Source organism: Delftia sp. K82 (assembly GCF_002193035.1).
Lineage (GTDB): Bacteria > Pseudomonadota > Gammaproteobacteria > Burkholderiales > Burkholderiaceae_C > Comamonas > Comamonas acidovorans.
This window is the reverse complement of sequence record NZ_MYFL01000001.1, coordinates 103621-123023: the sequence shown is the minus strand read 5'-3', so window position 1 is coordinate 123023 and position 19403 is coordinate 103621. Positions and strand designations below refer to the sequence as shown.

Below are 19403 nucleotides of genomic sequence, written 5' to 3'. Positions count from 1 at the left end.
TGGATTACTTCAAGAAAATCTCGTCATAGGGCGAGGCCGGCCCCCAGACCGTGGTCGGCAGGTTGCCCACGTTCTTGCGCGCAGCCGTGTGGTAGGGCGAGTTGTTGATGAATATCACCGGCAGCTCGTCCGTCACGGTCTTCTGGAAGGCCGCATAGAGCTTCTTGCGCTCGGCCGCATCCAGCGTGCTGCTGGCCGTGTTCAGCAGCTCGTCCACCTTGGGATTGCGGTAGGACTGGGTGTTGGTCCAGACCACGGGCTTGATGTTAGTGGACAGGTAGCTGCGGTGCACGCCGATGACCGGGTCGCCCCAGTTGAAGACGATGTCCATGGACAGGTCGAAGTCATGCGTGGCCAGCCGCCGGGACCAGGCCGGGAAATCGGCCGAGGCCCTTACATCGACGGCGATGCCGACCTTCTTGAGCTGGGCGCGCACGTACTCGGCCACGTTCTTTTGCTGCTCGTCCGTGCCCGGCAGGTAGTCGATGCTGATCTTGAAGCGCTCTCCGTTGGAGGCGGGCTTGAGGCCGGCCTCGTCCAGCAGGGCCGCCGACTTCTTGAGGTCCATCGGATAGCGCACCAGGTCGGCCGAGGCAAACGGGCTGGCCGCCACGATGGGGCCGTCGGCCACGGTGGCAAAGCCGCCCATCAGCGCCTTGGTGATGAAGTTCTTGTCGATGGCATGCGCAATGGCCTTGCGCACGCGCACGTCGTCCAGCGGCTTCCTGTCGGTGTTGATGGCCAGCCAGTTGATCGAGCCTATGCCCTCGAAGCCCTTGCCGGTCAGCGTGATCTGGGGATTGGTGGACAGGCGCTTCAGGTCGATGGAGGCCTGCAGGTAGGGCACCATCTGCACGTCGCCGCGCTCCAGGCTCAGCAGCAGGCTGGAGGAGTCGGGCACGATGTTGAAGACCAGCTTGTCCAGATAGGGCCGGCCCGGCAGGAAGAACTTGTCGAAGCGCTCCATCACGATGCGCTGGCCCGCGCGGAACTCGGTCAGCTTGAACGGCCCCGAGCCCACCACGTCGGCGCTGTTGCGCGCATGGGTCTTGAGATCGGCACCATCGCCATAGATGTGCCTGGGCAGTATGGGCGCCAGCGCCGGGCTCATGGCCAGCAGGATGGCCGGATGCGGCGCGTTCATGCGGATGATGGCCGTGTACGGGTCGGGCGTGTCCACCTTCTCCACGGGCCCCAGCATGGTCTGGAACGGATGGTTGGCCTTGATGGCCATGATGGAGAAGGCCACGTCGGCCGAGGTGATGGGCTTGCCGTCGTGGAACACGGCATTCCTGCGCAGGGTCAGGGTCAGCGACTTGCCATCCTCGGCCAGCTTCCAGGATTCGGCCAGGTAGGGCTGGGGCTTCCACTGGTCATCGAAGCGCAGCGGGCTGGCGAACAGCTGGGTGGAAGGCATGGCCGTGGCAATGCCCGATTGCACGGCGCCGTTCAGGTGCCGTGGCACCTGGGTGCTGCCCACGATCAGGGTGCCGCCGCGCTGCGGCTCCTGGGCCTGCAGCGGCGTGGCCGCCAGGCCCGCCAGCGCCAGGGCCGCCAGGGCGCGGCGTCGGAAAGTGATGGTGTGCATGGACTGTCTCCCTCGTTGGATCGCCAGGCCGCGCGGCTCGCTGCCTTCAATCCAGAATACGCAACAAGGGCGCGGGCCGCGGGGGCCACAGCCGTCCAAACGTAGGAGCCAGAGGCCCGGTGTTTACCCGCGTCGGCCGGCCCAAACCTTTACTTGCCCGCACCCGCACCGCAACATGGCGCCGACCGCGCGCCCTCTGCCCGGCCGCGCCAAGAACGCCCCCCGATTGCCTCCGTTGCGCCATGAGCACCCCTTCCGCCACAGACCCACGCCACCAGTGGGCCCGCCTGTTCGCGCTGCCCGAGCAGCCCGGCCTTCCCCTGAAGGACCGCCTGCGCCTGGCCCTGGTCCAGCCCATCCTCGAAGGCCGCCTGCCGCCCGGCGCGGCCATGCCACCCTCGCGCGAGCTGTCGCGCCTGCTGGAGGTGTCGCGCAATACCGTGACCACGGTCTACGAGCAGCTCGTGGATGAAGGCTTTCTCGAGGCCCGCCCGCGCAGCGGCGTGTTCGTGGCCCGGGATTCGCGCCTGGCTGGTGTGGACGGCGCCGTGGCCCTGCCTGCGACAAGTCCCGGGGAGCCCGCACCGGACTGGTCTGCACGCGTGCTGCGCTCGCTGACGGACAGGCACACGCTGTCCAAGCCGCAGCAGTGGCGCGAGTACCCCTACCCCTTCGTCTACGGCATGCACGATCCCGCGCTGTTTCCCACCGAAGGCTTCCGGGAATGCTGCACGCGCAGCCTGGCGCGCGCCCAGCTGCCGCACTGGACGCCGGACTTCGAGACCGACGACGTTCCCGACCTGATCGAGCAGATCCGCCTGCGCCTGCTGCCCCGGCGCGGGGTGTTCGCGCTCAAGGAAGAGATCCTGGTCACCGTGGGCGCGCAGCAGGCCTTCTACCTGCTGGCCGACGCGCTGCTGGACCCCTCGCAGCGCCTGGGCTTCGAGGAGCCCGGCCACCCGCATGCGCGCAACACCTTTTCGCTGCGCCGCCCCCACTGGGTGCCCGTGGCCGTGGACGAGGAAGGCGTGGTGGTCGATGGCCTGCCGCCGCTGGACTATCTGTTCGTCACGCCCTCGCACCAGAGCCCCACCACCGTGACGCTGAGCCTGCAGCGGCGCGAGCAACTGCTGCGCCGCGCCGAGCAGGGCGATTTCGTGATCATCGAGGACGACTACGAGGCCGAGAACCTCTACCAGGGCACGCCCATGCCCGCGCTCAAGAGCCTGGACAAGGGCGGGCGTGTGATCTATGTGGGTTCGCTGTCCAAGAGCCTGTCGCCCGCGCTGCGGCTGGGCTATATCGTCGCGCCGCGCGCGCTGATCGACGAGTTGCGCGTGCTGCGCCATGCCATGGTGCGCCACCCCAGCGCCTTTCTGCAGCACGCCTATGCGCTGTTCCTGTCGCTGGGCCACCATGAGGCCCATGCGCGCCGCGTGAACCAGGCCATGCTGGAACGCGTGGCGCAGGTGGACCGCTCGCTGCGCGCGCACCTGCCGGATTTCATCTTCCGCCAGCCCCAGGGCGGCGCATCGCTGTGGGTGCAGGCGCCGGCGTGGCTGGATGCCGATGCGCTGGCCGCCGTGGCGCGCCGCCACGGCGTGCTGATCGAGGCAGGCAGCGCGTTCTTTACGACGCCGCGCCAGCCCTGCCCCTTTTTCCGGCTGCGCCTGTCCTCCATTGCCATCGATCAGATCGATGCCGGCATCCAGGCGCTGGCGCGGGCGGTGATGGAGCTGGACTCAGCCCGCAATCACTGCTGCGCGTAGGATTCCAGCGGCTTGTCGTTGGGCTTTTGCAGCAGCTGCTTGAGCAGGTCGCTCATGGGCAGGTTCAGCGGGGCGTTCTTGGGCGGAATGGGCTGCACGAACCACTTGTCGTAGATCTTCGCCACTTCGCCCGAGGCCATCATGCCCACCAGCACGTCGTCCACGGCCTTCTTGAAGGCGGGATCATCGCGGCGGAACAGGATGGCAATGGGCTCGGAACCCAGCACCTCGCCCACGATCTTGAAGCCTGCAGGGTTCTTGGAGTTGGCGATGACGCCGGCCAGCAGGTTGTCGTCCAGCACGAAGGCATCGGCACGGCCCGATTCGAGCATCAGAAAGCTCTCGAAATGGTCCTTGCCCAGCGAGGTGGGCAGGTTCACGCCATTGTCGCGCCCGTACTTGCGCAGCAGCTGCACGGCGGTCGTGCCGGCCGAGGCCGCCACGGGCTTGCCGTCGAGCTGCTTGAAGGAGGTGATGCCCGAGTCGGCGCGCACGGCCATGCGCACCTGGCTCACATAGGTGGTCACGGCAAAGGCCACCTGCTTTTGGCGCGCGAGGTTGTTCGTGGTCGGGCCGCAGCCGATGTCCACGGTGCCGTTCTGCACCAGGGGCATGGTGTTCTGCGAGGTCAGGGCCATGTACTCGATCTTGGCCTTGGGCACGATCTGGGCCAGCACCTTCTCGCACAGCTCCACATGGTAGCCCACGTACTTCTGCGTGGTCCCGAAGGCATAGGCCATGGGCGCCGAGCTTTCGCGCACACCCATCACCACCTTGCCTGTGCTCTGGATCTTGTCCAGCGTGCCGGCCGCCTCCTGTGCATGGGCAGCGCCAGTTGCCGCCACCACACATGCCATCGCCACATGGGCCAGTACGAATCGCATCGAGGGTCTCCTTGGATAGTTGTTGCAGGTCCGAAGGCGCGCTGCGCCTCCACCCTGCCGTGCCGCCGTCGCCGGCTGCCTCCAGGCAGGGCCGCCGTCAAGGCGATTGCATCAACTATCGAGCAATCAGGCGCCTGTGCATAACGATGAAATGGAAGAAGGTCATGCTCCACCCACATGACCCGGCACCCTGATGGTGCGCCGCGGTGGCCGCCGGCCCGCCGCGCCCGGTCAGCCGGCCGACCCTGCCGCAAGCCGGTGCATGAGGCCCTGCGTCGAGGCATCGACGCCCTGCCAGTCGCCGCTGTCCTGCCGCGCATGCAGCTGGCGCGCCAGGTGCTTGCCCAGCTCCACGCCCCATTGGTCGAAGCTGTTGATGCCCCACACCGCACCGGCCGAGAAGACACGGTGCTCATACAGCGCGATCAGGGCGCCCAGCGATGCCGGGTCCAGCTGCTGCAGCAGCAGGAAGCTGCTGGGCCGGTTGCCCGCGCAATGGCGCTCTGCCCCTTCGCCATGGCGCCCCTCCATCAGGGCCTGGGCCTGGGCAATGGCGTTGACGACCAGACTCTGGTGGTGGGCGCCCAGGTATTTGCCGCCGTCGCGCAGCGCGATGAACTCCACGGGAATCACGTCCTGGCCCTGGTGCAGCATCTGGAAGAAGGCATGCTGGCCATTGGTGCCGGGCTCGCCCCAGATCACGGGCGCCGTGCGCACGGGCAGTGTCTGCCCGTCGCGCGTCACGCCCTTGCCGTTGCTCTCCATCTCCAGCTGCTGCAGGTAGGCGGTCAGCCGCCGCAGGCCATGGCTGTAGGGGGCGATGCAGCGGCTGGAGAAGCCGCAGAAATCGCGGTACCAGACGTCCAGCAGGCCCAGGCGCAGCGGCAGGTTGCCGTCCACGCCCGAGGAAAAGAAATGCGCGTCCATGGCATGCGCGCCGTCCAGCAGCGCACGGAACTGCGCCGCGCCAATGGCGATGGCCACCGGCAGGCCGATGGCCGACCACAGCGAAAAACGGCCGCCCACCCAGTCCCAGAATCCCAGCGTGCGGCGGATGCCGAAGTCGGCTGCTGCCTGCACATTGGTGGTGAGCGCCACGAAGTGCCGGTCGATGGAGCACGCGGCCTGCGGGTCCTCGCTGCCGCCCTGCTCCAGGAACCACCGGCGCGCCGAGTGCGCGTTGAGCATGGTCTCGGCCGTGGTGAAGGATTTGGAGGCAATCAGGAACAGCGTGCTGTGCGGGCGCACGCGGCGCAGCACATGGCCGAGCTCATGGCCATCGACGTTGGAGACGAAATGGAAATTCTTGCCCGCATCGACCCAGTCCTCCAGCGCATTGACCACCACTTCGGGGCCCAGGTGCGAGCCGCCGATGCCGATGTTCACGATGTCGGTGATGCCCTCGTCGCCACGCACCTGCTCGGCCAGGGCCAGCATGGCGTCCAGCGTCTCGTGCACCTGGCCCAGCGCCTCGTGCATGGCCGGCTGCCACTGCTGCACGGTGGCGCAGTGGCGCAGCTGGCCGCCGTCGCGCGGCATGCGCAGCAGCCAGTGCATGACGGCACGGCCTTCGGTGCAGTTGACAGGCTCGCCGGCCAGCATGGCGTCGCGCTGGGCCAGCACGCCGGCCTGCTGCGCCAGCTCGCGCAGCAGCTCTTCGGTGCGCTCGGTCCAGAGGTTCTTGGACAGGTCGGCAAAGACATGGGGCGCCTGCTGGCTCAGCGCCTCCAGCCGGCCCGCGTCCGCGGCAAAGGCCTGGCGCAGATCCAGGGTCTGGATGTCTTCGTGGAAATGGCTTTCAAGTGCCGGCCATGCCGGCAAGGTATTGCACAGAACGGGCAAGGTCTTCATCCAATCAGTCTGCGGCCTGCTGCATCAATGCTTCGAGCTTGCGCGTGTCGGCAGCAAAGGCGCGAATGCCTTCGGCCAGCTTCTCGGTGCCCATGGCGTCTTCGTTGAGGGCCAGGCGGAACCCGGACTCGTCGTAGTGCACGGGATCGAGCTCCAGGGTCCGCGCCGCCTCGGGGTCCAGGGCGCGCGACAGGGGCGCATCGCTGGCGCCCAGCTGGGCCAGCAGTTCGGGGGCGATGGTCAGCAGGTCACAGCCGGCCAGTGCCACGATCTGGCCCGTGTTGCGAAAGCTCGCGCCCATGACCTCGGTGGCGATGCCGAAGTGCTTGTAGTGCTCGTAGATGGCGCGCACGGAACGCACGCCGGGGTCGTTGGCGCCGGCCATGGCGGCCTCGTCCCACTGGGCGCCAGCCTGCTTCTTGTACCAGTCGTAGATGCGGCCCACGAAGGGCGAGATCAGCTGCACCTTGGCCTGTCCGCAGGCCACGGCCTGGCAGAACGAGAACAGCAGCGTGAGGTTGGTGTGAATGCCGCGCAGCTCCAGCTGGCGCGCCGCCTCGATGCCTTCCCAGGTGGAGGCGATCTTGATGAGCACGCGGTCGATGTGCACGCCTTCGGCCTGGTACAGCTCGATCAGGCGCTCGGCACGTGCCACGGTGGCCGAGGTATTGAAGGACAGGCGCGCATCGACTTCGGTGGAGACACGGCCCGGAATGGTGTTCAGGATCTCGCAGCCGAAGCGCACCAGCATGCGGTCCATGACCTCGTCGAGGCTGCGGCCCTTGTACTGGGCGACGGTGGCACGCATCAGCGGTGCGTACTCGGGCTTTTGCACCGCCTTGAGGATGAGCGAGGGATTGGTGGTCGCATCCCGCGGCTGGAACTGGGCCAGTTGGTGGAAGTCGCCGGTATCGGCCACCACGGTCGTGTACTGTCGAAGCGCATCAAGCTGGTTCATGGAACATCCTTTGGGCGGGAGCCTGGCGAGGGGCGGCATCGCACCAGGGCGGTGCGGTTGTACCGGCAAATCCTTCGAGTGTATGCGCGCGCATGGTTTGCATCGGCGTCAGGAAAGTAAGCGAAGGCTGCCGCTCATGCAAAATGCGCGCTGGACCTGCCTTGCGGCAACCGCTTCCCTTTACCCACAGAACAACGCCCACCGCCTAATGCTGGACCGCATCACCGCCTCGCTGCCCTCGCTTGCTCCCGCCGAACAACGCGTGGCCCGCCTGGTGCTGGCCGATCCTCGGGCCTTCGCACGGCAGCCGGTGCGCGAACTGGCCGAGCGTGCCCATGTCAGCAAGCCGACGGTGGTGCGCTTTTGCCGCAGCATGGGCTACGACGGCCTGGCCGACTTCAAGCTCAAGCTGGCCGGCAGCGTCAGCGAGGGTGTGCCCTTCATCCACCGCAGCGTGGACACCGACGACAAGACCAGCGACGTGATGGTCAAGGTGGTGGACAACGCCGTGGCCGCCTTCCTGCAATACCGCAATGCCGCCAGCACCACGGCCATAGAGCAGGCGGCGCAGGCCATCGCCTCGACCTGGCAGACAGGCCGGCGCATCGAGTTCTACGGCGCGGGTAACTCGGGCATCGTGGCGCAGGACGCGCAGCACAAGTTCTTTCGCCTGGGCGTGACCAGCCTGGCCACCAGCGACGGCCACATGCAGGTGATGAGCGCCACCCTGCTGGGACCCGGCGACTGCGCGGTGATCATCTCCAACTCGGGCCGCACGCGCGACCTGATGGACGCCGCCGACATCGCGCGCAAGAACGGCGCCACCACGATTGCCATCACCGCCAGCGGCTCGCCCCTGGCCTCGGCCTGCCACATCCATCTGGCCGCCGACCATCCCGAGGGCTACGACCGCTACAGCCCCATGGTGTCGCGCCTGCTGCACCTGCTGGTCATCGACGTGCTGGCCACCTGCGTGGCGCTGCGCATCGGCCCGGCCCTGCAGCCTGCGCTGGAGCAGATGAAGAACAACCTGCGGGCCAAGCGCTACACGTAGCACCGGCCCCCAGGCCCACCCTCCTCGCTCAGCCCTGCCAGCGCCTGAGCACCAGCGAGGCGTTGACGCCACCAAAGCCGAAACCGTTGACCAGGGCATGCTCCATGGCCCAGGGTCTTGCCGCGCCGGCGATCAGGTCCAGCCCCTGGGCCAGGGGATCGGGCTCCACGAGATTGCGCGTGGCCGGTGCCATCTGTTCGCGCAGCGCCAGCACCGTGAAGATGGCCGCCACCGCGCCCGCCGCGCCCAGCAGATGGCCCGTGGCCGACTTGGTGGAGCTGATCGCCACGCCGCTGCCCTCGCCAAACAGGGAGCGCATGGCCGCCAGCTCGCCCCGGTCGCCCACGGGCGTGGAGGTGGCGTGGGCATTGAGGTACTGCAGCTGATCCGGCGACAGCCCGGCCATGGCCAGCGCCTGTGCCATGCTGCGGCGCGCGCCGTCGCCATCTTCCGGCCCCGAGGTGATGTGATAGGCATCGGCGCTGGTGCCGTAGCCCACCACTTCGGCCAGCGGCACGGCGCCGCGCGCCAGGGCGTGCTCCAGTCCCTCCAGCACCAGGGCGCCCGCGCCCTCGCCCATGACAAAGCCGTCGCGGCCTGTGTCGAAGGGGCGCGAGGCCTCCTCGGGGCGGTCGTTGTATCCCGTGGAAAGGGCCTTGGCTGCCGCGAACGCGCCCAGGCTCACGCGGTCGATGGCTGCCTCTGTGCCGCCGCACAGCGCCACATCGGCCTCGCCCGAACGGATCATGCGCAGGCCGTCGCCCACCGCCTGAACGCTGGCAGCGCAGGCAGTGACCGGCGCACCCAGCGGGCCCTTGAGTCCATGCCGTATCGACACATGCCCGGCCGCGAGATTGACCAGGAAAGACGGCACGGTGAATGGCGACAGGCGCGACACCCCCCGGCTGTCCGTGGTGCGCACGGCCTGGGCAATGGCGCCAAAGCCGCCGATGCCCGAGCCAATGATGCAGGCCGTGCGCGTGCGCTCGTCCTCGCTGGCAGGCTGCCAGCCGGCCTGGGCCAGGGCCTGGTCCGATGCGTCCAGCGCCAGCGGAATGAAGCGGTCCATCTTGCGCTGGTCCTTGGGCGAGACCACGGCATCGATGTCCCAGCCGCCTTCCGGGTCCCGGGCCAGGTCAGGCACCTGGCCTGCCACCTGGCCCGGCACATCGGGCGCCAGATCCTCGGGCAGCCGGCTCAGGCCCGATGCGCCGGACAGCAGCCGGCGCCAGGCCAATTCAGTGCCGCGCCCCAGCGGCGAGACCATGCCCATGCCCGTGATGACCACGCGGCGAGGCAGGTGGGCAGCCGTATGGGACGTCTGGGACGTATGCGCCGTATGGGCCGTATTCATGAGCCGCTCCTGGCACACCGTGCGGAGGTCGGAGCGGGCCCAGGCAGCAGGCTGCGCAGAAGTGAACAGGCATTCATCGGTTCTTCCCTGTAGAGTGCACAGCCCCTGCAGAACATGGCGCACAGGCCATGGCAGGGGCTGATTTATGATGATGGCCGTCATCATAAACGTGTTTTGATAACAACCACAATCATTGGACAGCACACATGAAAGTCACGAAAGCCCAGGCCGCGCAGAACCGGCAGGACATCCTCGAAGCCGCCGCACGGCTGTACCGCGAGCACGGGCTGGACGGCGTCGGCGTGGCCGAGGTGACGCGCGGCGCGGGGCTCACGCACGGCGGGCTCTATCGCCACTTCGAATCCAAGGATGCGCTGGTGCGCGAGGCCTGCGCACGCGCCTTCGACTGGTCCATCGCGCCGCTGGACGGCCTGCAGGGTGAACAGGCCGGCAGCCTTGCCGCGCGCGTGCAGTCCTATCTGTCGCCGCAGCACCGCGACAGCCCCGGCGAGGGCTGCCCCGCTGCGGCGCTGGCCGTGGACGTGGCCCGGGCAGGCGGCGATCTTTCAGCGGTGTTCGCCGAAGGGGTGGAACGCAACATCGGCAGATTTGCGCGCGTGATAGGCACACTTGGCGACGATCAGGCACCCGATGCCACACAGCGCGCCCAGGCCATGGCCATGCTCAGCAGCATGGTGGGCGCCCTGGTCCTGGCACGCGCCACGGTCGCGGCCAATCCAGCCTTGTCCGACGAGATTCTGAAAACGGTGCAGGCCCACCTTCTTGCGCCCGAGGGCCAGGCCCGTTGACCCGCTCCGTCTGCGCTATACGTCCTGCGAATGCAGCGGCATGGCCTGCTCGATCAGGCTGGCGTGCAAGGCAGCGCCCAGTGGCAGCACTTCGTCGTTGAAGTCATACCGGCTGCTGTGCAGCGGCACCCCGGGCTGGGCGCCCGTGGATTGCCCCAGGCGCAGGTAGGCGCCGGGTTTGTGCTGCAGCATGAAGGAAAAATCCTCCGCGCCCATGCTGGGCTCCAGCTGCCGGTCCAGGTTCTCCACGCCCACCAGCGCCTGGGCCACATCGGCCGCAAAGGCGGCCTCCGTGGGGGAATTGATGGTGGCGGGATAGATGCGCTCGTAGTTGACCTTGGCCGTGGCACCCAGCCCCAGCGCCACCGCGCTGCACAACTCCTGCAGTCGCTGCTCGACACGGTCCTGCACGGCGGAATCGAAGGTCCGCACGGTTCCCACCAGCGTTGCCGTGCCCGGCATCACGCTGAAGGCGCCCAGGTCCCCGGCCTGCATGGCACACAGGCTGATGACGGCGCTGTCGATGGCGCGCACATTGCGCGAGACGATGCTCTGCACGGCCGTGGTGATGTGCGCGGCCGCCAGCACCACGTCCACCGTCTGGTAGGGATGCGCACCATGGCCGCCGCGCCCCGTAATCTCGATGGTGATGCGGTCGGCCGCCGCCATCATCGCGCCCATGTTAATGCCCACCGTGCCCGCACGCATGGCGGGCCAGTTGTGCATGGCGTACACGGCCTGCATCGGAAAGCGGTCGAAAAGACCATCGGCAATCATGGCCCGCGCACCACCGCGCCCTTCCTCGGCGGGCTGAAAGACCAGCACGGCCGAGCCATCGAAGCGCCGCGTCGCGGCCAGGTAGCGGGCGGCGCCCACCAGCATGGTCGTATGGCCGTCATGCCCGCAGCCGTGCATCAGACCCTGCTTGCCGGACTTCCAGGGAAATTCGTTGTGCTCGACCATGGGCAGTGCGTCCATGTCGGCACGCAGGCCCACCATGGCGCCCGAACTGTGGCCCTGCCCGCGGATCACGGCCACCAGGCCCGTGGTGCCCAGGCCTTCATGGATCTCGTCCACACCGCACTGGCGCAAGGCCTCCTTGACGCGCGCCGCCGTGAAGCGCTCCTCGAATCCCAGCTCCGGATGCGCATGCAGCTCGCGGCGCAGCGCCGTCAGCTCCGGGTGGTACTGGGCGATCTGGGCAAAGGCCCGACCGCCTGCCTTGTATCGAGTGGCTTCCATAGCCTTGGTTCTTTCGCTTCGTTGGCCTGCGCATTACCTTAACGCAGGAAATCGCGCCCGCCCACCGTCAGCCCATCGACAGGAAACAAAAAGGCCTCCCGAAGGAGGCCATTCGTTGCGCAGACGCCGCGTGCTCAGAAGCGATGGCGCAGGCCGACGGTGAAGCCCGTGCGCTTGGTGGCGCCATTGGCGTCCAGCATCACGCCCGAGCCACCGCTGGTCTTGGTGTGGTCCAGGGCCACATAAGCATCGGTACGCTTGGAGAAGGCGTAGTCGGCCACCGCCACCAGGAAGTCTGCCTTGCCATTGAAATTACCCGTGCCCGAGCCCGACTGCTTGGCATGGTAGTAATGCGCGCCCACATTGATCTGGGGCGTGATCTGGTAGCCGAAGCCCATCTTGTACATCTGGCGCTTGTTGGCGTCGCCGGCCACGAAGCCGCCGTTGGACGAGCCCGTCCAGAAGGAGTTGAGGATGGCCTGGTCGAATCCACCGCCTGCCGCTGCAGCTGGGAACGCATCCTTGCGCTTGTTCAGGCCGTAGCCCAGGTTGACGTACCAGGGACCCACACGGTACGAGCCGCCCAAGGTATAGGCATCGACCTTGGTGCCGGCCGGCAGCGTGGTGCCCAGGTAGCCGGCGCCTGCGGAGATGCCGCTTTGCGAATAACGCAGATAGCCGCCAGCCGTCTTGATGGCGCCACCAGGGCTCACGCCGGTGCCCACCTTGTCGAAGGTGTTGTTCTCGTCGAACGAATACTGCAGGGCGCCGCGCACGGGGCCGAACTCGGCCAGGTACTTGACCATGTTGCTGGCGCGCGCCCCCATGGACATGCCGATTTCAGGCTTGTAGGCCTCCATGTACGGCGAATATGGGAAAGAGGCATAGGTGGAAGTCACCAGGTCGAACAGCAGGTTGTACTGGCGGCCCAGGGTAACCTGGCCAAAGCTCTTGCTGCGCAGGCCCACCCAGGATTGCTGAAAGTAGCTGGCCGCAGCCTGCTCGCCGGTGTCGGTGAGGAAACGGGCTTCCAGGTTGGCAATCGCTGCCAGACCGCCACCCAGGTCCTCGGTGATATTGATGCCCCAGCGGCTCTGCGACATGCCGCCGCCGATCATCTGGGTCTTGCCGCTCTTGGTCGGGCCTTCATTGGTGGTGTGGCGCACAGCGGCATCGACGATGCCGTACAGCTGCACGCTGCTTTGCTGGGCGAATGCTGCCAAGGGTGCCGTTGCTGCCAACACCGCCAGTGCCACGCTCTTTTTCACGAATGAAGAATTCATTGTGTTGTCTCTCTCTTGTTAACGATTGGTTGGTGGAAATTTCATTCTAGAAACGCTTTTCCCGCCTCGTCACCGTTGGCACAAGCACAACACAGGTCTTTCCCTAGCACAAAACAAAAGAGCCAGTCCGAAGACTGGCTCTTTTTTGCTTCAAATGGCAACTGGCTTACGCCAGCCGTTCATTAGAAAGCGTGGCGAATGCCGACTTGCACGCCAGTCTGGCTTTCGCCAGCTTGCACGCCACCAGCGTACACGCCCTTGGCTTGCAGGCCCAGGGTCGAAGCATCCTTGTTCTTCAGGAATGCCAAGTTGCCGTACAGAGCGGTGCGCTTGGACAGGTTGTGGACGTAGCCCAGAGTGATCTGGTGAGCCTTGGAGTCGATGGCCTTTTGGTCGTACAGAGCGTATTGCAGCTTGACTTCGCCCACGCCGCCGACGGGAGCCGAAGCGCCCAGCATGTAGGAGTTGGTCTTGATGTCGCCGCCGATGTCACGCTTGAACTTGGTCTGTTGCAGCAGGCCGCTCAGCTTGGCAACGCCGAAGTTGTACGAAGCACCCAGGGTGATTTCGTCACGGTCGGTAGCCAGGCCGCCAACGGCAGTCTTTTGCTGGGCCAGGCCCAGGCTGGCGCTCAGGGGGCCGTTGTCGTATGCAACGTAACCACCGATGTAACGGCCGACGCTGTCAGCAGTACCGATGGTTTGCTTTTCGTCGAAAGCGTAGCCAAAGCCGGCGTTGAAACCGCCGAAGTTGGGGGTGTAGTACGAGATCAGGTTGTTAGCGCGGATGCCGTTGTCGTCGGCGCCTTGGCCAGCTGCCCAGTTACGGAAGCCCATGAATTGGCCGATACCGGTGGCGCTGAACAGGTCGTAGGAGGTCAGCTTTTGGAAGGTCGGGACTTGGTCACGGCCCAGGCGCACTTCACCGAAGTTGCCCGACAGGCTCACGGTGGAACGACGCTTGAAGTTGAAGCCGCTGGCGTTGCCATCGTCACCGAAGATTTCGCCTTCCAGCCAGAAGCCAGCCTTCAGACCACCACCCAGGTCTTCCGTGCCGCGCAGGCCCAGACGGCTCGTGGAAGCGCCGCTGGTGCCCAGGCCGTAACGGCTGTCGCCAGCTGCGTCCTTGTTCACGTAGGCAACGTTGGTGTCCACGATACCGAACAGGGTCACGGAGGATTGAGCCATTGCGGCGCCGGAAGCAGCCAGCACTGCCAGGGCAATCAGAGATTTTTTCATTACGAGTTACTCCAAGGTTTAGAAGGGCGCCGGTCGTGAGGAAGAGAGGCTTGGCCTGATGCTCCACCGGTTTCCCGCGCCAACCTCCTGGTGGGGAAGTTAGGGCCTATTGCACCAGACCACCGCTGCCCATGCAAAGAAATTCACCCACAAACGGGCATTACCCCCCGTTTTTCGTTGCACTGCCGCAACAAACCTGCAAGCCAACACAATCAGGCCCAACCCGAACATCGCGCCAGCCTTGTTGCGCTTGCACAAAGAGAGGGCATGGCGTCCTGGTGTACCGTTCAGACCCTGAATTTGCCAAGATTTTCCGCTCTAGGGACCGCCCATGGACAAGATACTGACTGCCGCCGATGCGGCGCTTCGCACCCTGTTTGCACAGCCTTCCGCCGCCGAACGCTCCCCGGCCGCCGGCATCGCGGAGGGAGAGCTGACCGAGGCACAGCGTCGGCTGTCGGGCGCCTTGATGCGCGTCAATCATGTCGGAGAGGTCTGCGCCCAGGCGCTGTACAACGCCCAGGCCATGGTGACGCGCGACATGGTGCTGCGCGAGCACCTGCTGGAGGCGGCGCGCGAGGAGACCGACCACCTGGCATGGACCCGCGACCGGCTCAACGCCCTGGGCGACCGGCCCAGCCTGCTGAACCCGCTGTGGTTTGCCGGCGCCTTCGCCATTGGCGTGGTGGCCGCCAAGATCAGCGACGCGGCCAGCCTGGGGTTTGTGGTGGAGACGGAGGAGCAGGTGTCCGCCCATCTGGAATCCCATCTGGACCTGTTGCCCGAGGAAGACCGCGCCTCGCTGGCCGTGGTGGCCCGCATGAAGGATGACGAGGAACGCCATGCCGCCGCTGCGCGTGAAGCCGGAGCCCTGGAATTGCCGCCCCCCGCCCGCGCCTTGATGCGCCTGGCAGCCAAGGTGATGACGACAACCGCCCACCGCATCTGAACCTTCAGAAACATCTGAAACAGCATTCCATCCAAAAAAAGCGGGCCTTGCCCGCTTTCTTCATTTCAGGAGGGCCGCGCCCAGGCGCAAGCCCAGCCATCGGCGGCATCAGGCCTCGACGATGTCGAATCCCGTGGTGATCTCGGCCGTCTTGCCCAGCATGATGGTGGCCGAGCAGTATTTGTCATGGCTCATGGCGATGGCACGTTCCACCGCACCCGTGGGCAGACCCGTACCGCTGACGGTGAACTGCATGTGGATCTTGGTGAACACCTTGGGGTCCGCATCGGCGCGCTCCGAGGTGAGCTTGACGCTGCAGCCTTTGACGGCATGCCTGCCGCGCTTGAGGATCAGCACCACGTCATAGGCCGTGCAGCCACCGGCGCCGGCCAGCAGCATCTCCATGGGGCGGGGTGCCTGGTTCTGCCCCCCGTTGGCGGGGTTGGCCGCATCCGGCGCCCCATCCATATTGACCACATGGCCGCTGCCCGTTTCCGCCACGAAGCCCATGCCCGAGCGCATGCCGGTCGTGCCGCCTGTCCAACTCACTGTGCATTCCATTGTTGCGTCCTCAAAAAACTGTTGCTATTTTGCATCAACTACACAAAAACCCTGATTTTGTTGCAACGCAGCACCTGTCGTGCATACAATGCACCCAAGCGTTATCTGAAGGGTTAACCCGGACACCCCTCCAGATGGACTGCAGATTGTGAACCAACTTCGCTCTGCATCGCACCAGTTGTCTCCTCCACCTCCTCTATTGGTGGATTCAGCCCCCGGCTTTACAGCCTGGGGCTTTTTTTTGGTTTCGTCGCTCCCGGCCTGTGCAGGACGCTGCACTGCAGCATGATTCACAAGCGCCTATGATGGCCGCCTGACACCGACGGGCCGCCTCCCGGCCTGCTGCTCTCCAGCCTTTCGCCGACGATGAACCACCCCCTGACCCCTGCCGACTACCTGACCAAGATCCTTACCGCGCGCGTCTATGACGTGGCCGTGGAGTCGGACCTGGAGCCCGCCAAGGCGCTGAGCCGCCGCCTGCACAACAAGGTGCTGCTCAAGCGCGAGGACCAGCAGCCGGTGTTCAGCTTCAAACTGCGCGGCGCCTATAACAAGATGGCGCACCTGTCGGCCGAGCAGCTGGAAAAGGGCGTGATCTGCGCCTCGGCCGGCAACCATGCGCAAGGCGTGGCCCTGGGCGCACGCAAGCTCGGCTGCCGTGCCGTGATCGTGATGCCGACCACCACGCCCCAGGTCAAGATCGATGCGGTGCAAGCGCTGGGCGGCGAGGTGGAACTGGCCGGCGAAAGCTATTCCGACGCCTACAAGCACGCCGTCAAGCTGCAAAAGGAAAAGGGCCTGACCTTTGTGCACCCCTTCGACGATCCCTACGTGATCGCCGGCCAGGGCACGATTGCCATGGAAATGCTGAGCCAGCTCCAAAAGCTGGGCAGCCCGCGCCTGGACGCGGTCTTTGTCGCCATCGGCGGCGGCGGCCTGATCTCGGGCGTGGCCAACTACATCAAGGCCGTGCGCCCCGACGTGAAGGTGATCGGCGTACACACCAAGGATTCGGACGCCATGCTGCAGTCCGTGCGTGCCGGCCACCGCGTGGAGCTGGCCGACGTGGGCCTGTTCGCCGACGGCACGGCCGTCAAGCTGGTGGGCGAGGAAACCTTCCGCATCGCCCAGGGCCTGGTGGACGACTACGTGGTGGTCGATACCGATGCCGTCTGCGCCGCGATCAAGGACATCTTCGTGGACACGCGCTCCATCGTCGAGCCGTCCGGCGCCCTGGCCGTGGCGGCCATCAAGCAGTACGTTGCCAAGCACAAGACCAAGGGCGAGACCTATGCCGCCATTTTGTGCGGCGCCAACATGAACTTCGACCGGCTGCGCTTCGTGGCCGAGCGGGCCGAGGTGGGCGAGGAGCGCGAGGCCCTGTTCGCCGTGACCATCCCAGAGGAGCGCGGCAGCTTCAAGCGCTTTTGCGAAGCGGTGGGCAAGCTGCCCGGCGGCCCGCGCAACGTGACCGAATTCAACTACCGCATCAGCCACGAGAACAAGGCCCACGTCTTCGTGGGCCTGACCACGGCGGCACGCGGCGAGTCCGAGAAGATCGCCAGGAACTTCGAGAAGCAGGGCTTCGAGGCGCTGGACCTGACCTTCGACGACATGGCCAAGGAGCATCTGCGCCACATGGTCGGTGGCCATTCGCCGCTGGCGCAGGAAGAACGCCTGCTGCGCTTCGTCTTCCCCGAGCGCCCCGGCGCACTGTTCAAGTTCCTCAGCCTGATGGCGCCGACCTGGAACATCTCGCTGTTCCACTACCGCAACCAGGGCGCCGACTACGGCCGCATCCTGGTCGGCATGCAGGTGCCCGCCAAGGATGGCAAGAAATTCGACGCCTTCCTGAGCAATCTTGGCTACCCCTGGGTCGAGGAAACCGCCAACCCGGCCTACCAGCTTTTCCTCAAGTGACGGACCTGGCGGGCCGGCACTGACACGCCCATGCAGCCGCTTCGCCACTTTGTCCTGGCCGTCCAGTTCTTCAGCCGCATCCCGGTCACGGGGCGGCTGGCCGCCTGGGCTGGCTGGAGCCCCCAGCTGCAGCATGCCAGCGTTGCCCATCTGCCGGGTGTCGGCTGGCTGGTGGGCGCATGGGGCGCAGCGTGCCTGATGGCAACGGGCTGGCTGCTGGCACCCAGCCCCTGGATGCCGCTGGTTGCCGCCGTTCTTTCCACCGTGGCCACTCTGTGGCTGACCGGGGGACTGCACGAAGACGGATTGGCAGATGTGGCCGACGGCCTGGGCGGCTTTGTCCCGCCCGAGCGCGCGCTGGAAATCATGAAGGATTCGCGCCTGGGAGCCTACGGCGCCATGGCCCTGGTGATGGCGCTGCTGGCCAAGCTATCCCTGGTCGCGCTGCTGGTCGACATCAACATGCAATGGGCGGCCTTGCTGCTGTGCAGCATCCATGTGCTGTCGCGCATGGCGCCGCTGGCCCTCATGCAATGCCTTCCCTATGTGGGCCAGGCCGCCCACTCCAAGGCCTTGCACGCCGCGGGTCGGCCATTGGCTGCCAGGGGCCTGGTCGCGGCAACCCTCTGGTGCCTGCCCGCCCTGGCACTGACAGGCTGGCTGGGGGGCCTGCCGCTCGTCATCGGCCTGGTACTGCCCGGCGCCCTGGCCACGGCCGCCATGGTGCGCTGGCTGCGCCGCCGGCTGGGCGGCATGACGGGGGATTGCCTGGGCGCTGCCCAGCAGGTCTGTGAACTGGCCATGCTGCTGGGGGCTGCCGCCGTACTGGTGCGCGTGCCATGAACTCCGCCTGCGCCAGCCCGGCCCCACGCCTTTGGCTGGTACGCCATGCCCGCCCCCTGGTGGCGCCCGGCATCTGCTATGGCCGACTCGACATGCAAGCCGACGCCCAGGCCACGGCCGATGCAGCCCAGGCCCTGCATATCGCGCTGCCTGCGGATTGCCGGATGCTGCATTCGCCGCTGCGCCGATGCAGCCAATTGGCCCGGGCTCTGCAGGCCCTGCGGCCCGGCCTGGCATCGCAGGCGGATGGCCGGCTGCTGGAGATGGATTTCGGCCACTGGGAAGGCCAGCCCTGGGATGCGCTGGACCGCAGCGCCATCGATGCCTGGGCGGCAGACCTTGCCGGGCACGCGCCGGGCCGGGGAGAGTCCCTGGCGACCATGCTGCGCAGGGTGGATGAGGCCTTGCAGCAGGCGAGCAGGGGTTCGGTGGGCGATGGCGCCGCACGCGACACCGTCTGGATCACCCATGCCGGTGTGGCGCGCTGCGCGCAATGGCTGATGCGCGAAGGCAGCGCCCTGCCCCAGGCGGCCCAATGGACGCTGCCCGCGCCTGACTTTGGCGGCTGGCTGGTGCTGGACCTGCCGTTGCCGCGCTGACCGGGATCAGCGCTTGTCGGGCAGGGGAATCTGCAGCGTGATGGAAGCCGGGCCATCGACCCTGGGTCCCAGGCGCGCCTCGCGGCCCGACACCGACTGCAGCACCACGCCGTCTTCCACGGCGCGCCCCACGCGGAAGGGCTTGGCCGGCTGGTTGCCCACGGCGATGACCGCCGCGCCGCCGCCGCTGTCGCGCCCGGCCAGCACACCGACCAGCGCATAGCGCGAGACCACAGGCGCTGCAGCGGGGGCGACGGCGCCCTGCGCGGCTGCCACGCCTCCCAGCGCCTGCGCCAGCGCGGGCGCATCGACCTGCAAGGGCTCGGCGGGCGCGGGTGGCACGGGCGCTCCCGCGCCGCCGTTGCCCAGGCGCATGGCCCAGAAAGCCACGACGCCGGCAGCCAGCAGCCAGAGCACGAATGTGGCCGCCTTGACATGCCAGGTCCGGGCCTGGCCGCGGTTCAATGAAAGTGTCACCATCGCGCGATTATGATGGAGCGA

General features: G+C 66.7%; 17 protein-coding genes. 7 read left to right on the top strand and 10 right to left on the bottom strand.

Annotated elements, in window-relative coordinates; all coding sequences use genetic code 11:
- Positions 1–4: 4 nt before the first annotated feature.
- A complete protein-coding gene (locus tag KDK82_RS00530; RefSeq protein ID WP_088163690.1) occupies positions 5–1588 on the bottom strand; it encodes an ABC transporter substrate-binding protein in 1584 nt (527 codons plus the stop codon).
- Positions 1589–1830: 242 nt separating this feature from the next.
- Here KDK82_RS00530 and KDK82_RS00525 point away from each other — a divergent pair, with 242 nt between their 5' ends.
- Positions 1831–3357: a PLP-dependent aminotransferase family protein gene (locus tag KDK82_RS00525; RefSeq protein WP_088163688.1), complete on the top strand. Its 1527-nt coding sequence runs from the start codon at positions 1831–1833 to the stop codon at positions 3355–3357.
- On the opposite strand, the gene KDK82_RS00520 is transcribed toward KDK82_RS00525, so the two are convergent.
- The 3 genes from KDK82_RS00520 to tal all read right to left on the bottom strand — a co-directional run bounded on the left by KDK82_RS00520 (position 3342) and on the right by tal (position 7050).
- Positions 3342–4241, bottom strand: a complete 900-nt coding sequence (locus KDK82_RS00520; protein ID WP_012207470.1) for a transporter substrate-binding domain-containing protein — start codon at positions 4239–4241, stop codon at positions 3342–3344. The two genes, KDK82_RS00525 and KDK82_RS00520, sit on opposite strands and share 16 nt — an antisense overlap.
- 231 nt (positions 4242–4472) lie before the next feature.
- On the bottom strand, positions 4473–6092 hold the full coding sequence (gene pgi / locus KDK82_RS00515) for a glucose-6-phosphate isomerase (protein WP_088163686.1): 1620 nt from the start codon (positions 6090–6092) through the stop codon (positions 4473–4475).
- Between the two features lie 4 nt (positions 6093–6096).
- Positions 6097–7050: a transaldolase gene (tal, locus tag KDK82_RS00510; RefSeq protein ID WP_088163684.1), complete on the bottom strand. Its 954-nt coding sequence runs from the start codon at positions 7048–7050 to the stop codon at positions 6097–6099.
- A 208-nt stretch (positions 7051–7258) separates the two neighbouring features.
- Between tal and KDK82_RS00505 the strand changes: the two genes are divergently transcribed.
- Positions 7259–8104 carry a MurR/RpiR family transcriptional regulator gene (locus KDK82_RS00505; protein WP_016448717.1) on the top strand — a complete coding sequence of 282 codons (846 nt, stop codon included), beginning with the start codon at positions 7259–7261 and terminating at the stop codon, positions 8102–8104.
- 28 nt (positions 8105–8132) lie between these two features.
- Here the strand turns inward: KDK82_RS00505 and fabF are convergent, their stop codons facing one another.
- Positions 8133–9458: a beta-ketoacyl-ACP synthase II gene (fabF, locus tag KDK82_RS00500; protein WP_088165403.1), complete on the bottom strand. Its 1326-nt coding sequence runs from the start codon at positions 9456–9458 to the stop codon at positions 8133–8135.
- Positions 9459–9664: 206 nt separating this feature from the next.
- On the opposite strand from fabF, the gene KDK82_RS00495 reads away from it, so the two are divergent.
- Positions 9665–10267, top strand: coding sequence for a TetR/AcrR family transcriptional regulator (locus tag KDK82_RS00495; protein WP_088163682.1), 603 nt, complete (start codon positions 9665–9667; stop codon positions 10265–10267).
- Positions 10268–10282: 15 nt separating this feature from the next.
- Here KDK82_RS00495 and KDK82_RS00490 read toward each other — a convergent pair whose 3' ends face one another.
- From KDK82_RS00490 to KDK82_RS00480, 3 genes are all read right to left on the bottom strand, one after another.
- Entirely contained in the window at positions 10283–11509 is a 1227-nt protein-coding gene (locus KDK82_RS00490; protein WP_088163680.1) for a M20 aminoacylase family protein, read from the bottom strand.
- 134 nt (positions 11510–11643) lie between these two features.
- Positions 11644–12792, bottom strand: coding sequence for a porin (locus KDK82_RS00485; protein WP_034397081.1), 1149 nt, complete (start codon positions 12790–12792; stop codon positions 11644–11646).
- Positions 12793–12974: 182 nt separating this feature from the next.
- The gene (locus KDK82_RS00480) at positions 12975–14030 is read right to left on the bottom strand and encodes a porin (RefSeq protein ID WP_071956829.1); all 1056 of its coding nucleotides are present in this window, start codon (positions 14028–14030) and stop codon (positions 12975–12977) included.
- 331 nt (positions 14031–14361) lie between these two features.
- On the opposite strand from KDK82_RS00480, the gene coq7 reads away from it, so the two are divergent.
- On the top strand, positions 14362–14979 hold the full coding sequence (coq7, locus tag KDK82_RS00475) for a 2-polyprenyl-3-methyl-6-methoxy-1,4-benzoquinone monooxygenase (protein WP_034397083.1): 618 nt from the start codon (positions 14362–14364) through the stop codon (positions 14977–14979).
- Positions 14980–15087: 108 nt separating this feature from the next.
- On the opposite strand, the gene KDK82_RS00470 is transcribed toward coq7, so the two are convergent.
- Positions 15088–15540, bottom strand: a complete 453-nt coding sequence (locus KDK82_RS00470) for an OsmC family protein (RefSeq protein WP_012207481.1) — start codon at positions 15538–15540, stop codon at positions 15088–15090.
- A 366-nt stretch (positions 15541–15906) separates the two neighbouring features.
- On the opposite strand from KDK82_RS00470, the gene ilvA reads away from it, so the two are divergent.
- Genes ilvA through KDK82_RS00455 form a run of 3 tightly spaced genes read left to right on the top strand, consistent with a single transcriptional unit; the run spans position 15907 to position 18902 of the window.
- Complete coding sequence (ilvA, locus tag KDK82_RS00465) at positions 15907–17460, top strand: threonine ammonia-lyase, biosynthetic (protein ID WP_013800662.1); 1554 nt, start codon at positions 15907–15909, stop codon at positions 17458–17460.
- A 30-nt stretch (positions 17461–17490) separates the two neighbouring features.
- Positions 17491–18303, top strand: a complete 813-nt coding sequence (locus KDK82_RS00460; RefSeq protein ID WP_088163678.1) for an adenosylcobinamide-GDP ribazoletransferase — start codon at positions 17491–17493, stop codon at positions 18301–18303.
- On the top strand, positions 18300–18902 hold the full coding sequence (locus KDK82_RS00455; protein WP_088163676.1) for a histidine phosphatase family protein: 603 nt from the start codon (positions 18300–18302) through the stop codon (positions 18900–18902). The genes KDK82_RS00460 and KDK82_RS00455 overlap by 4 nt, the downstream gene beginning before the upstream one ends.
- A gap of 6 nt (positions 18903–18908) precedes the next feature.
- Here the strand turns inward: KDK82_RS00455 and KDK82_RS00450 are convergent, their stop codons facing one another.
- Positions 18909–19382 carry a type II secretion system protein N gene (locus KDK82_RS00450; RefSeq protein WP_034397087.1) on the bottom strand — a complete coding sequence of 158 codons (474 nt, stop codon included), beginning with the start codon at positions 19380–19382 and terminating at the stop codon, positions 18909–18911.
- Positions 19383–19403 lie beyond the last annotated feature (21 nt).

Bases quoted from the DNA above. Each gene is read 5' to 3' on its own strand.
- KDK82_RS00530 (WP_088163690.1), bottom strand. From the start codon at position 1,588: ATGCACACCATCACTTTCCGACGCCGCGCCCTGGCGGCCCTGGCGCTG.
- KDK82_RS00525 (WP_088163688.1), top strand. From the start codon at position 1,831: ATGAGCACCCCTTCCGCCACAGACCCACGCCACCAGTGGGCCCGCCTG.
- KDK82_RS00520 (WP_012207470.1), bottom strand. From the start codon at position 4,241: ATGCGATTCGTACTGGCCCATGTGGCGATGGCATGTGTGGTGGCGGCA.
- pgi (WP_088163686.1), bottom strand. From the start codon at position 6,092: ATGAAGACCTTGCCCGTTCTGTGCAATACCTTGCCGGCATGGCCGGCA.
- tal (WP_088163684.1), bottom strand. From the start codon at position 7,050: ATGAACCAGCTTGATGCGCTTCGACAGTACACGACCGTGGTGGCCGAT.
- KDK82_RS00505 (WP_016448717.1), top strand. From the start codon at position 7,259: ATGCTGGACCGCATCACCGCCTCGCTGCCCTCGCTTGCTCCCGCCGAA.
- fabF (WP_088165403.1), bottom strand. From the start codon at position 9,458: ATGAATACGGCCCATACGGCGCATACGTCCCAGACGTCCCATACGGCT.
- KDK82_RS00495 (WP_088163682.1), top strand. From the start codon at position 9,665: ATGAAAGTCACGAAAGCCCAGGCCGCGCAGAACCGGCAGGACATCCTC.
- KDK82_RS00490 (WP_088163680.1), bottom strand. From the start codon at position 11,509: ATGGAAGCCACTCGATACAAGGCAGGCGGTCGGGCCTTTGCCCAGATC.
- KDK82_RS00485 (WP_034397081.1), bottom strand. From the start codon at position 12,792: ATGAATTCTTCATTCGTGAAAAAGAGCGTGGCACTGGCGGTGTTGGCA.
- KDK82_RS00480 (WP_071956829.1), bottom strand. From the start codon at position 14,030: ATGAAAAAATCTCTGATTGCCCTGGCAGTGCTGGCTGCTTCCGGCGCC.
- coq7 (WP_034397083.1), top strand. From the start codon at position 14,362: ATGGACAAGATACTGACTGCCGCCGATGCGGCGCTTCGCACCCTGTTT.
- KDK82_RS00470 (WP_012207481.1), bottom strand. From the start codon at position 15,540: ATGGAATGCACAGTGAGTTGGACAGGCGGCACGACCGGCATGCGCTCG.
- ilvA (WP_013800662.1), top strand. From the start codon at position 15,907: ATGAACCACCCCCTGACCCCTGCCGACTACCTGACCAAGATCCTTACC.
- KDK82_RS00460 (WP_088163678.1), top strand. From the start codon at position 17,491: ATGCAGCCGCTTCGCCACTTTGTCCTGGCCGTCCAGTTCTTCAGCCGC.
- KDK82_RS00455 (WP_088163676.1), top strand. From the start codon at position 18,300: ATGAACTCCGCCTGCGCCAGCCCGGCCCCACGCCTTTGGCTGGTACGC.
- KDK82_RS00450 (WP_034397087.1), bottom strand. From the start codon at position 19,382: ATGGTGACACTTTCATTGAACCGCGGCCAGGCCCGGACCTGGCATGTC.